The organism is Paenibacillus sp. J22P59 (genome assembly GCF_059383895.1).
The window spans coordinates 254,372-268,050 of record NZ_JBXENX010000002.1 but is presented as its reverse complement, the minus strand read 5'-3'; the positions used below and the strand labels follow the sequence as shown (position 1 = coordinate 268,050).

The 13,679-nt window shown below is 41.2% G+C and carries 8 protein-coding genes; all 8 read left to right on the top strand.

What is annotated here, in order from left to right; translation table 11 throughout:
- Positions 1 to 38: 38 nt before the first annotated feature.
- Complete coding sequence (gene mqnC / locus AC50YO_RS04460) at positions 39 to 1,178, top strand: cyclic dehypoxanthinyl futalosine synthase (protein WP_494843704.1); 1,140 nt, start codon at positions 39 to 41, stop codon at positions 1,176 to 1,178.
- A 232-nt stretch (positions 1,179 to 1,410) separates the two neighbouring features.
- A complete protein-coding gene (locus AC50YO_RS04455) occupies positions 1,411 to 2,433 on the top strand; it encodes a WG repeat-containing protein (protein WP_494843698.1) in 1,023 nt (340 codons plus the stop codon).
- Between the two features lie 353 nt (positions 2,434 to 2,786).
- Positions 2,787 to 5,057, top strand: coding sequence for a 5'-nucleotidase C-terminal domain-containing protein (locus AC50YO_RS04450; RefSeq protein WP_494843694.1), 2,271 nt, complete (start codon positions 2,787 to 2,789; stop codon positions 5,055 to 5,057).
- 580 nt (positions 5,058 to 5,637) lie between these two features.
- A complete protein-coding gene (locus AC50YO_RS04445) occupies positions 5,638 to 7,833 on the top strand; it encodes a glycosyl hydrolase family 18 protein (protein ID WP_494843692.1) in 2,196 nt (731 codons plus the stop codon).
- Positions 7,834 to 8,451: 618 nt separating this feature from the next.
- Positions 8,452 to 9,312 carry a hypothetical protein gene (locus AC50YO_RS04440; RefSeq protein WP_494843690.1) on the top strand — a complete coding sequence of 287 codons (861 nt, stop codon included), beginning with the start codon at positions 8,452 to 8,454 and terminating at the stop codon, positions 9,310 to 9,312.
- Positions 9,313 to 10,383: 1,071 nt separating this feature from the next.
- The gene (locus AC50YO_RS04435; protein ID WP_494843688.1) at positions 10,384 to 11,358 is read left to right on the top strand and encodes an NERD domain-containing protein; all 975 of its coding nucleotides are present in this window, start codon (positions 10,384 to 10,386) and stop codon (positions 11,356 to 11,358) included.
- A gap of 95 nt (positions 11,359 to 11,453) precedes the next feature.
- On the top strand, positions 11,454 to 12,278 hold the full coding sequence (locus tag AC50YO_RS04430; protein WP_494843686.1) for an alpha/beta hydrolase: 825 nt from the start codon (positions 11,454 to 11,456) through the stop codon (positions 12,276 to 12,278).
- A gap of 117 nt (positions 12,279 to 12,395) precedes the next feature.
- Positions 12,396 to 13,346 carry a putative sporulation protein YtxC gene (locus AC50YO_RS04425; RefSeq protein ID WP_494843684.1) on the top strand — a complete coding sequence of 317 codons (951 nt, stop codon included), beginning with the start codon at positions 12,396 to 12,398 and terminating at the stop codon, positions 13,344 to 13,346.
- Positions 13,347 to 13,679 lie beyond the last annotated feature (333 nt).

The following is a 13,679-nucleotide window of genomic DNA, read 5'->3' as shown; positions in this document are numbered from 1 at the left end:
CGCAAAAAGAGAACGGATGGAAAAGGAGGCCTTGTGAAATGGCAACTTTGGACCATATATTAGAGAAGGCGCTTCAAGGCACGAGAATAAGTCTAGAGGAATGCGTTACGCTGCTTGAGTCCGATGAAATTGAAAAAATGGGTCATGTGGCTAATCAGCTTATGCTGAGAAAGCATCCTGAACCAATTACGACCTTCGTTGTAGGCCGGAACGTCAATTATACGAATATTTGTGATGTGTATTGCCGTTTTTGTGCTTTTTACCGGGCTCCAGGCTCGAAAGAAGGCTATGTATTGTCGGATGACATGATATTAAGCAAAATTCAAGAAACGGTTGATGTCGGCGGTACCGAGATTCTGATGCAAGGCGGTACGAACCCGGATCTTCCTTTCACTTATTATACGGATTTATTGCGCAAAATTAAGCAGCAATTCCCTGAGATTACGATGCATTCCTTCTCACCTGCTGAGATTCAGAAGATGAAGGATGTATCCGAGGGCTTGTCTCTTGATGAGGTCGTTAGACAGCTTCATGAAGCGGGATTAGATTCCTTGCCGGGAGGCGGAGCTGAAATTCTGGATGACCGGACACGCCGCAAAATCAGCAAGATCAAAGGCTCATGGACGGATTGGATGGATGTGATGAAATCCGCACACCGTCATGGAATGAATACAACGGCTACGATGGTATACGGCTTCGGCGAGACGATGGAGGAGCGGGCGCTTCACTTGCTTCGCATTCGTGATGCTCAGGATGAGTGTATCGCTAATGGGTATGATTCGACAGGATTCCTGGCGTTTATATCTTGGCCGTTCCAGCCCGACAATACGAATATGAAGAAGGTTGAGAAGGCGAAGCCAGAGGAGTACTTGAAGATGGTCGCGGTCAGCCGGATCATGCTCGATAATATCGACAATTTCCAATCATCATGGGTTACAATGGGACCAGATATGGGCAAGCTCTCCCTATCCTACGGCTGCAATGACTTCGGCAGTACGATGATGGAGGAGAACGTCGTATCCGCGGCTGGCACAACACATAAAGTGAATATCGAACTTATTCTTCAGCTGATTCGTGAAGCAGGCAAAATACCGGCACAGCGTGATACCAAATACAATCTCATGAAGGTATATAATGAGAATGACAAGGCTGAGCAAGATTTCGTCATGCAGAACTAGTGTGTTTATCACAAAGCAATAGAATAGAGTTCTTACCATCCATAGCGCTTATCGCCCACTAATTCCGATTACAGGAGTTAATAGGCGATAAGCGCTTTTTTTCTTCTAAATCGACTTTAATTTCAAAAATTAATTATTTTATACATGTATCATTTTGTGTGAATTAACTATATAATGGGTTTGTTGAAAAATTAAAAGCTAAAAACGATAGAGTAAAGTGGAGGAATTAATGATGTTAAGTCGTGTTTTTTATTTCGTTCCTATATTAGCAATCGTATTTTTGCTATATGGATGTAGGACTAATGAAATGAGCGTAGAACATATGACTCAAAAAGTGTTCCCAGTTAGTGTGGAGGGGTTAGTCGGTTTCTCAAATGAAAACTATCAAATGTTAATTCATCCACAGTTTGAGGATGCAGGATCTTTCTCAGAAGGGTTGGCATCTGTACAAAAAAATGATAAGTGGGGCTATATAAATAGTAGGGGGAAAATAGTTATTCCGCATAAATATGATGGTGCATATCAATTCTCAGAAGGGCTTGCGGTAGTTATAGAATATAGACAAGAGGGGAAGGAGGTCTGGTCTGTAATTGATCATACTGGTAAGAAAATGTTTGAAACACCATACTACAGAATGACCTCATTTTCACAAGGCCTGGCAGGAGTGATCTTCAAGGAAAATGGGGGAGCAGGATTTATAAATAAAGAAGGAGAGGTTGTACTAGATGGATATCAGTATGGGGGCGGGTTTTCAAAAGGAATTGCAAAAGTTAAAAAGCATAACAAATGGGGATTTATTAATGTTAATGGTCATGTTGTAATTCCATTCATTTATGATGAAGTGGATGATTTTTATGAAGGAAGGGCTGCTGTGAAATCAGGTGATAAATGGGGATTCATTAACCAAAAGGGTGAATGGATTAGAGAAGCTGAATTTGATGAGACAAGGCCATTCAGTGAAGGATTAGCTGCTGTTAAGATGGATGACAAATGGGGCTATATAGATACCCAAGGCGAACTGGCAATAGAGGCTACTTTCAGAGAGGCTAGGGACTTCTCAGAGGATATTGCGCCTGTTTTAGGTGAAGAAGGAACCTCTTGGGGGTATGTGGATAGAAACGGAAAGTATATCATCGACCCGGTATATCAGGAAGCGCTCCGTTGTGAAAACGGAATGATGATGGTAAGCAAAGACAAGGTATTTGAATACTATTATATTCATAAATCAGGGGAAAAGATTACTTTTAGTAGATGAAACATGAAACAACTCTCTTTACTCGGTATTCCATTTCTGCTCGCAGTGATTGTGTGTATAATTATTTATGCTGAATAGTGAGAGTAGAAAGGTTGAGTTCAGTGAGAGTGTTTCGATTTTTTTTGAAAAAAATAATCGTTATAACTTCATTTTAATTTGGAGATTCGCATAGAATTCAGGCGTGATGCATCATGAAAAAGTTGTGAGAGATGAGTGAAAAATGTTCAACATGAACTATTAAATCCATTTTTTGGGTTCTAAAAAATACATTGCACAAATTAATTCGGAATGCTAAAATAATTTTGAAATTCAGAATAATCTTTAAATTCAGAATAATTAGGGGGCTAATTAGAATGGGTAGAATTAACAGAAGTATAACAGCACTTAGTATTGCGGTATTAATTTTTGCAAGCGTTTTCATTCCGCAAGCAGCTGTAAATGCTCAAGAAGAAAAGGATGTACACATTACACTTCTTGCGACATCGGATATTCATGGTCGCTCTATGCCTTGGGATTATGCGACAGATGGACCAAATTTGACTGGAAGCTTAACACAATTATATACAATCATCAAAAATATTCGTAAAGAGAACCCAAATACAATCTTGTTGGAAAACGGTGATTTGATACAAGATAATTCTGCTGAATTGTTCAATGATCAACCACAATCTCCGATGATGGTTGCTGCAAATGAAATGGGTTATGAAGCTTGGACATATGGGAACCATGAATTCAATTTCGGCTTGGACGTGCTAGACAAGGTTTCTAGTCAATTCAATGGAGCAAGACTTGCTGGAAATGTTTATAAGGAAAATGGCGAACGCTATTTGCCAGCATATACAATCATTGAACGTGAAGGTGTTAAAATCGGAGTTATCGGGATGGTAACGCCAATGATTACAGAATATGAGAAAGGCACAGACCATCTAAAAGGATTAGTCGTAAAAAATCCAGTAGAGGAAACGAAGAAAGCAGTTAAAGAATTAGAAGGTAAGGTCGATGTTATGATTGGCCTTATCCATATGGGCTTGGAAAATGAGAACGGTGTCAAAGGAACAGGCGTGAGGGACATTGCTAATGCTGTTCCAGAGTTGTCCGCTATATTTGCGGGCCATAATCATGTGCTGATTAATAAAGAAGAAGTTAACGGAATTATTATCACAGAGCCTAATCGCTACGGAACGCATATTTCACGAATCGATTTAACATTTACGCGTCAAGGGGAGAAATTAACATTAAAAGAAAAAGATGCATCAACGATTCCTGTAAAGAATGCGGATGGGTCATTTGTTGAATCAGACAAAGGATTAGAAGAAACATTAAAGCCATATCATGAGTTTGCACGCGCGGATGCGAATATCGAAGTGGCACAGCTAAAAGGAACAAATCTGGTTCCGAAAAACGAAATTAATGGTATTCCTTCTGTTCAAATTCAAGAAACGCCTTTATCAGACTTCTTCCATGAGGTCATGCTGCATTATAGTAAGGCAGACGTGGTTGCACATCAGATTGATAATGACAAAGCTGCATTAAATGTAGGGCCTATTAAGAAAAAGGACATTGCCTATAATTATCAATTTGCTGGTGGAGAAGTATCTGTCTATGAAGTAACTGGTAAAGATTTAAAGGATTATATGGAATGGGCTGTTAGTTATTTTAATAGCACACGCGATGGAGATGTGACGATTAGCTTTGATAAAACTAGACGTGCATCTAAATATAGTACAAATGACTTTTTTGGCAATGTAAAATATGATATTGATTTAACTGAGCAGCCTGGCAACAGAATAAAAAATCTTCGCAAATTAGATGGAACGCCAATCAAGATAGAAGATAATTTAAAGCTTGGTATGAATGCATATAGAATGGACTTCCTTCTATCAAAAGGTCAAGCACTTGAAGGACGTAAATTTAATATGATTTGGTCTTCAAAAGATGAAAACGCTTACGGAGAAACAGACGGTACAATCCGAAATCTAGCAATACGATACTTGAAGGAAGAAATGAAAGGTGTCTATAAGCCAGTTATCCAAAATAACTGGAAAATCATTGGTGTTGATACAAAAGCGCCGGCACGTGCAGCTGTTGTTGAGCTAATCAATAAAGGCATTTTAGCAATCCCTACAACAGAAGATGGAAAATATACAAATATCGCATCAATTAATGTGAAGGATTCAATTACACAGCAAGGAATAGAACAATTAGCAGCAAAAGCAAACGTAAATGCAAGCCAATTCGCTAGTGTAAAAACAACGGGACAATTTTATCAGCAGTTAGTAAAAGTAATAAATGCTCCTAAAGCTGAGGAAGAAAAAGAAACAGAGAAGCCAGCAGAAAAGCCAACGAAGCCAAGCAAACCAACACCAGAGAAGCCACAGCCAGAAAAATCAGAGCCAGAAAAATCAAAACCTACTGTGACAAAGCCAAAATCTTCTAAAGGTGTCGTTACAGCTTTTCACTTAAACGTTCGTTCCAATCCATCGAGCACAGCGAAAATATATGGAACGATTTCAAAAAACACTGAAATTACGATTTTAGGTAAAGAAAAAGGCTGGTATAAGATTTCTTATAAAGGCAAAACAGGCTACGTTTATAGCAAATATGTAAAAGTTAACGGTAAGTAATAAGGAAGAAGCAACCAATGATGAAATTGGTTGCTTCTTTTTAAGTGGTTTTTGGATGTACATATTGAATTTTCTTAAATGGGGAGCCTATCGCAAAGACATTGGTTCCGATGAATATTCGTTGAATCTCACGTTCTTGCTCGGTTTCAATTTGATGGTGATCCCCCCGCTTGTCCAGCTTAGTGATATTTTCTCATCCACACCTTGTCTATAAAGGGGTACTTAAAGTTAAAGTTACGTTTCATTTCCTCACGTCAAGCGAGAAGTTCATTGTCCTCTGGTGCGCGAGGGGGGTTCTTTGTGAACGTCTTTTTTTCTGACTAACTAAAGTGTAGTTAATCCAGAAAGCAATGAATATACTAGTTATAAAAAAATATCCCTATTAAAATAAAAAGTATCCCTGTACAATCACTATATTTATCCATCAAAATATAAGTGTATCCGGATAATATTTGTATAAAAATACCAAACATGATTCGGGGTGACGCTATCATAGTTAAACTGTTTCCGAACAAAATATTTGCAATGTCAGGTATGACTTACAACTATGCTTTTCAATTTTGAAAGGGGAGACATAACTATGAAGTTGGTTAATCGTAAGAAAAGTTGGAGTATTAATTTGATGGTAACTGTTATGCTGCTATCAATTGTAAGCGCATTCAATCCTATCGCTTTTGCGTCGCCTTCACAGCAGGTACAGGAAGACGGGTATAAGATTGTCGGATATTTCCCATCGTGGGGCGCTTATGGGCGCAATTATAATGTTGCGGATATCGACGGCTCCAAATTGACTCATATCAATTATGCTTTTGCCGACATTTGTTGGAATGGCAAACATGGCAACCCTGATCCTACAGGTCCGAATCCGCAGACTTGGGCTTGTCAAAATGCGGAGGGAAAAACGATCAATGTTCCGAACGGCACGATCGTATTGGGCGATCCGTGGATTGACGCGCAAAAGGCTTTTCCTGGCGACACTTGGGATCAACCGCTTCGCGGCAATCTGAATGAACTGATTAAGCTCAAGGTGAAATACCCGCATCTGAAAACGATTATTTCCGTGGGCGGCTGGTCCTGGTCTAATCGTTTCTCTGATGTAGCGGCTTCGGAGGAGACGCGCAAAGCGTTTGCTCAATCTGCAGTTGATTTTATCCGCACGTACCAAATGGACGGCGTGGATTTGGACTGGGAGTATCCAGTTGGCGGCGGTTTGGCAGGCAACAGCTACCGTCCGGAAGATAAACAAAACCACACACTCCTCCTTCAAGAAGTTCGTAACTATCTCAACGCAGCGGGAATCGAAGACGGCAAATCATACACGCTGACAATCGCTTCTTCCGCATCTCCGGCCTATGTACAAAACAATGATTTGGACAAGCTGGCCGATATTCTCGATTGGATTAATATTATGACGTATGATTTCAATGGCGGCTGGAGTAAGCAAAGCGCGCATAATGCACCGCTTTACGCTGACTCCAAGGCGATTGCGGCAGGCGTGCCGAACGCAGCCACATTCAATACGGAAAGTGGTGTGCAAGGCCATCTTAACGCTGGCGTGCCGGCGAAAAAAATCGTGCTTGGCTTGCCGTTCTACGGTCGTGGCTGGGGCGGATGCGAGGCTGGCCCGAACGGAGATGGACAATATCAGCAATGCGCAGGCTCCCCTCCAGGAACTTGGGAAGGCGGCGTATTCGACTACGGAGATTTGGCAAGCAACTATGTGAACAAAAACGGATATAATCGTTACTGGAACGATGAAGCTAAGGTTCCTTACCTGTACAATCCTACAACCAAGGTATTCATCAGCTACGATGATGCGGAATCGTTTAAATACAAAACGGACTACATCAAATCAAATGGACTTGGAGGCGGTATGTTCTGGGAGCTTTCCTCCGATTGCCGCATCAGCACAAAGTATAGCTGCACAGGTGAAAAACTGCTGGACGTTCTGGCCGAACAGCTTAATAACGGTCAAGAACCGGGCGGCGGCACAGAGCCGGATATAACGGCTCCAACAGCTCCAACAGGCTTAACAGTTATCGGCAAGACCGATGCTTCCGTATCTCTGAGCTGGAATGCTGCAACAGACGATAGAGCAGTAACAGGCTATCAAGTATTCAAGAATGGAGCTCTTGTGGCAAGCGTAACTGGAACAAGTGCGACTGTCGGTGGATTGAACGAAAAGACAGCGTATGAATTTACAGTGAAGGCACGCGATGCAGCAGGCAACGTATCCGCAGTAAGCTTGCCAATCAGTGTGACAACGGATGAAAAAGTTACTCCTGTATGTGTAGTTGAACAATGGGTAGCTGGCGTGGCATACAGCGGCGGCAAGCAAGTCGTATACAGCGGCATGATCTATGAAGCCAAGTGGTGGACACAAGGCGATCGTCCAGATCAATCCGGCTCATGGGGCGTATGGAAATTAATCGGCTCATGCGGTGACGGCAGCACTGGCGGTAACGAAGGCGGTAATAACGGTAACACGGGCGGCAACGAAGGTGGTAATAACGGCAATACGGGTGGCAACGAAAACGGAAATAACGGTAACACGGGTGGAAACGAAGGAGGTAATAACGGCAACACGGGTGGCAACGAAGGCGGTAATAACGGCAATACCGGTGGCGGAGCTGAAGTTGCTCCATGGGCAGCGGGTATAGCATACAAGGTCGGCGATAAAGTAAGCTATAAGGGCATAACTTATACATGTCTGCAACCGCATACTGCATTGACAGGCTGGGAGCCTGCGACGACTCGCGCTCTCTGGAAATTGTAATCGCTTTCAAATATGGTGGGTATAACAGAATAGCAGAATATTAATCAAGCAGGATGAGGCAGGTTATATACCGCCTTGTCCTGTTTTTTTCGCTAATTATGGAATCATATTAAATTGTTTCAGTACAAATGGTGATAAAGGAAAGAAACAATGAAGCTAGATTCACAAGTGAGAAACCAAGCTTCTTGAATAGGAGCCTTAGTGACGCTAATCCTCGATTTAGCTTGTAGAGCAATCCCATAAGCGAAAATAGCCTCGATAAATAGTGAAAATGCCTCACAAATGATTAACAAGCGCGTGATCCAACTTCATTTTCTAATCAGCTTGTTGATCATTTGGCAAGAAACCCATACGATGAACAAAGAGGTGATTTACCCATGGAGCAAGGAGACCTGGTCGTCCGCAAATCATATGGCCATGATGTGTTTTTCCAAGTTGAAGCTGTTGGAAAAGACATATGACAGCATCCAAAAAATAGAGGAGGTCAGGACTATATTCATCAATTGAAAACGCAGAAGCGTTATCATGACGGATTTTCTATTTGACAAGCCAGTAGATTAGATAAAAAGTCAAAACCGTCCTACGTTCAGTCGATATCTAATTTATTGGAGTGATTAAATGAAAAGATCATTAATGCTTAGCTTTCTATTAATACTCTTAATCTTATCAGGATGTTCATCATCCCCTGAACCAAAGCACTATGGTCAATTAATGGTAAGTGGGGCATTGAATGTGCATCAGCCTGTATCAATTCTATCGATCAATTTAAGCACCGAAGAAATTGATGAACGTGTTATTATGAACGAAGCAGAAAATAATAATAGGGAGTATTATCCAATAGTTTATGACGAAGCTACATTTTTTATAGCAAATAAGAAGGATAAGTACTCTATTAATGCGTTTCAAAAAAATGAAAATAAAATATCGGAATTATTTAATTTAAAACAAAGGATCTTCTCATTTTCAGTAGATGGTAATTCCACTGCAAGTAAGGGGGAGAATATTGCTTCTTTATATAGGTTCGACCGCTTTACTAATGAAATAGCTGAGCTTTATGAGGGTGTTGATCCGGACAGTCGCCCCATAATCGGAAATTTCGGTGAAGTTATTTTTGTAACTAAAGTTGAAGATGCATACAAAGTATGTTCATTCAATAAAACAGGTATTGTAAATGAGTTGGTAACAGGTCGATTCCCGCTGCTTGTGGAGCAAAATGGATACTTGATCTTTTCAAAATCATTAAATTTATACTATTTAAAAGGGGATAAAACTAGTTTATTAAAAAAAGATATATACCTAATAAGTACGCCTGTATTAAGTCCGGATCAGAAGCAAATTGCTTATTACAACTGGGTTGCAAAATACGATGTACTGAGTACTTCATTAGATATTATGGATTTAGAATCGAAGTCAGTAACAAAGGTAAAAGCATTTAGAAATATTAACTCAAAGGCATCGGGCCTATATTGGTGTTTATAATCAAATAAAAACCTTCAATGAAAATTCTTATATATTTAACAGGGGCAATTATGAAAAGAATGATTAACATAATAAATTCGGTAGAGCTCAGTGGTAGCTTTTCATTAATCAATGCCATAAATCTCTATTTAATTATTTTATATTCAGCAATAAAAGCGGATCAGATTCAGCACTTGGATGGAGGACCCTATACAATGGCTAGGGATTTTAGTGGGGCCCCTTGTCTGCCTAACTTCGATACCGATAGTTTATAATTTATTGCTTAAATTAAAAAGAGGGACGAAATTTGTACATAGCGATTTTTTCATATGTTCAGCTTGCTTTAATTCTATTATTTACTTTGTTATTCACAGTTTACGGAATGTCTTGGTTAGGATAGAAATTCATAGACCGGGATGAAATTGAGACAGCTCCTTTCCTTTATAGGTATTTTATAGGTAGAGGGGCGGAACCCGCGAAATTCTCTAGTAGCTGTACTCCCCAAGTTACAAATGGCGAATAGGAAGAGCTTACGCTATTGTATGAAGCACTTTTCGTAAAAACAGGCTTTATCCAGAGGCTTATCGGAGATAACGTCTGTTAGATGCCGTAGTCGGGAACCGAGCATCTCCACTAATGAACCTCCTTTCACTATTGCTCCTTTTTACCCGTCTGAGCGGTGAGATAGAGTAAATGTGTTCCTTTATTTGTACATGAGCTTCTTTCTTTAACGTGGGAGCCTGTAGGTTTTAAGATCGGATGACTTATGCTCGCCCACCATTTGTTCAAGAAGACAGCCATAGACCAAAGAGTAGAACTGGCGATGCAGGAATGACCTTCCTAGCATCGCCAGTTCTTTTATTTTTCACTACATTTCCATTAAGAGAGCCCGTCTCTTCAAGTCAGCAGAGCTGCTTTTCGGATAGCCCGTTTGCTTTAGGAGGCGATTCATAGGCCAAAATAGCAAGAAACAACTATAAAATTAACCCGCCCAATATCATGCCATCATGGTATAATATTACTATATAGTTAGGAGATTACTCCGACTAACGGTATAAAAATCCGTTCAAAAATCTACAAGGGGAATCATCAATGTCGATATTCAATAGATTATTTGCAAAACGGACGATCCAAAGTCCCATTTTTATCAAAGACTTCTCCAAGGACAATCTACAGCTAGCTGCCCTGAATGAACGATTAAGTAAAGTTGTTGATGGAGAGAAGAAAGACAATATCGAGAGAGACATTAAATTGCTGAAGTATGGTCTTGATGGAGAAAACAATGTCTATTTTGAACTCAAGCATTCGTTTCAGCCCATCCTCTGCTTGCATGATGTAAGACTGGTATACGAAGATTATGTTGCTCAGCTTGATTTTGTAGTCATATCTAATAAATTCACCTGTATCTTAGAGACGAAGAAGCTAAGCGGCAATATCTCAATTGACCAGGAAGGAAATTTCGTCAGAACGATGAAGAATAGATATGGCAAGGAATATAAGGAGGGCATTTATAGTCCGGTAACGCAGAATACAAGACATATTGATATCCTCAAGCATGTTCTCTCCAAAGAGCTAAAGATCAGTAAAATGCCAATAGTTTCGCTTGTTGTAATGGCAAATCCAAAAACGATAATAAATAAGCATAAGTGTCCAGCAGAGATTGAGAGGACGCTTATTAAATATGATCAGCTTAAGAACACCCTAGAGAAATATCAGAATGATAAAGCCAATCCGTACGATCTTGCTGAGAAGGAGATGTATGATATCGCCAATCTCCTTATGAGGCTGGATACTCCAATTCAAATTGATATTGACGCTAAGTACCAATTATCTATGGATGAGTATCAGAAGAAGGACGAGACACAGCTTCGTGAAGAGCTTACGGCTTATCGGCTGCGAATATCGAGAGAAGAAAACGTAAAAGCCTATCTTATTTTTAATAATAATGAGATGGAAGATATGATAACGAAGTATCCAAGGACGGAAGAGGAATTGCTTGCTGTAAAAGGCTTCGGAAAAGTCAAAGTGCAAAAGTATGGACCCGCTATTATTAGTCTCTTTATTTAACGCTGGCCAAGAGGAGTGAGGAAACGATGCGCTGCTATCTGACCTTCATTTTAATTATCATTCTTTCCCTGACGGGATGTTCAAGGAGCGAGGATGTGGAGCAGGAACAAGAAGGATTAGCAGCTTCGGAAATTCATGAAATGACGATGCACAGCGATGCGTTAGAGAAAGATATGAGCATGAACGTCTATTTGCCTGAAGGCTACTCAACGTCTGCCAAGTATCCCGTACTTTATATCATTCATGGTTATTCAGGCTCTTATTCAGATGCCTTTACCTATTGGAATATTAATGAAGCAGCTGACCGGCTTATTGCAGAGGGAAAGATCGAGCCTGTTATTATCGTTAGTCCTCAGTTGGATAACAGCTTTGGCCTTAATTCATCTGTGGAGGCCAGCAGCATGGATGGCGATGATCCGCAGTATGCCAGATATGAAGGTCGTTATGAGGATTATATTATGCAAGAGCTTCTTCCTTTCATTGACGAACAATTCAGTACCTCAGCAGATAAGGAGCATCGTTGGATTGGGGGGATTTCTATGGGGGGGTTCATCAGCCTGCATACAGCGTTCCGTCATCCAGCTTCATTCAGTAAAGTAGGCGGACATAGTCCAGCGCTATACATGGACCATCAAACGAGCTATTCGAGTGTTATTCGCTGGCTATACCCGGATGAGGAGACAAGGGCTGCAAGAGATCCCTTGCAACTCGCAAAGTCTGCGAATCTTGAGGGAATGGAAATATATTTGGATTGCGGCGATAAGGATGGATATCAGTTCTATCAGGGTGCCGCGAAATTAGATGAGCTTCTTAAAAAAAGACAGCTCCAATCCGAATATCATCTCTATCCAGGAGAGCATGACCACGATTACTGGCGTACGCACCTAGAGGAATATCTGCTGTTCTATGCTGGAACTTAAGGGGAGCGGGAATTAGACTTAAACTTTCCTAATCTCCGATTACTTCCCAGACGCTTCGTCGTATATCCCCCTTCACCTGACCATATACTGATACAGGGAAATGAAAGGGGTGAGCTCATGGAGCTGTTTACCGTCACACTGCCTTCAAACATGGAGCCTTCGTTAGCAGCCGGCTTAGCTGAATTAATGGAGGAATATATGATTGCTGACCTACATACGACAGACAAAGGTGAAACTGGAAAGCTTGTGTACTTCCACACCTTATCGTCGGACTTGAACATAAGTGGTCATGGGGTATTGCCATTATTTCAGCTGGCAGCCCATGGTCCTCTGGTGTATCGTACGGTCTCCAAAGCGATTGCTGAGTTTATTATTACACACATGGAGCCGCTGATCCTTGCTTCTATTATTAGAAGGAAATACAAAAATATCGTGGCTACGGATGCTCCAGCTGTGGAGAAATATTGCCATGACATGCTGCAAGGGTCGGAGTGGGATGGTCTTGGCACAAAGTTCCGGGACGCGGATCGCTTACGGAGAAAAACGAAGGTTGCCGAAGAGATCGACAGCTATTTTGAAGAAGAGACTTGCTTGGATTTGACGGGTTTTACAACCTTCAGACTCCAGCCTTATCGGAAGGAATTATCGGAGATCGTAGAGTATGCACTGGATGAATACGTCTTGGATAAGCAGTATCAGGAGTTTATTTCGTTGCTCAAATACTTTGTAGGCTTGCAGGATGCCAAGGTGCCGATCGTGCATTTGGTCCATACAGGCAATCATGAATTTGTGCTCTACAACGAGATCTTCCAGTCATTTGAGCCGAAGCCCCATTCGGATCGTCTGGTTGCAGAGATGCTTGAGACAGAGATGAATATTGAAGATATGGTCATCAGCTCGTTGATTGCTGCGTCCCCTAAGCATATTCGCATTCATACGCTTCAGCCGGATATGCAGGTAATTCGCACAATTGAGACGATATTCGATAATAAAGTGTCGGTCTGCACGCAATGCAGCGCTTGCAAGCCATGCTTTGAGAACTTGATCAATGGCTCGGTACAGCCGTGAAACGGGCTCAGGCAGGTATTGACCAAACCTGCGTTTATTCGCTATAATGAACCACATAAACAATGCACCAACAGCAATGACAAAGACATGTACTGTATCCTTTGCCGGTCCAGAGAGAGGAAACTTGGCTGTAATTTCCTTCAAGGCATGAACAGATATACCCCTTTGTAGCTGTGTGGTTGAACACGAGGCATTTGCTCTCGTCAGTAAGCTGCACCGGTCATCTCCGTTATCAGATCATACAAGGATTGCTTGACTGAGCCAGCGATAGATGGCGGTGTCAATGACAATTGAAGTAGGGTGGAACCACGGGTATATTAGCACTCGTCCCTT

Coding starts and splice junctions, on each gene's coding strand:
- AC50YO_RS04440 (WP_494843690.1), top strand. CDS start 8,452: ATGAAAAGATCATTAATGCTTAGCTTTCTATTAATACTCTTAATCTTA.
- AC50YO_RS04425 (WP_494843684.1), top strand. CDS start 12,396: ATGGAGCTGTTTACCGTCACACTGCCTTCAAACATGGAGCCTTCGTTA.
- AC50YO_RS04435 (WP_494843688.1), top strand. CDS start 10,384: ATGTCGATATTCAATAGATTATTTGCAAAACGGACGATCCAAAGTCCC.
- AC50YO_RS04445 (WP_494843692.1), top strand. CDS start 5,638: ATGAAGTTGGTTAATCGTAAGAAAAGTTGGAGTATTAATTTGATGGTA.
- mqnC (WP_494843704.1), top strand. CDS start 39: ATGGCAACTTTGGACCATATATTAGAGAAGGCGCTTCAAGGCACGAGA.
- AC50YO_RS04450 (WP_494843694.1), top strand. CDS start 2,787: ATGGGTAGAATTAACAGAAGTATAACAGCACTTAGTATTGCGGTATTA.
- AC50YO_RS04455 (WP_494843698.1), top strand. CDS start 1,411: ATGTTAAGTCGTGTTTTTTATTTCGTTCCTATATTAGCAATCGTATTT.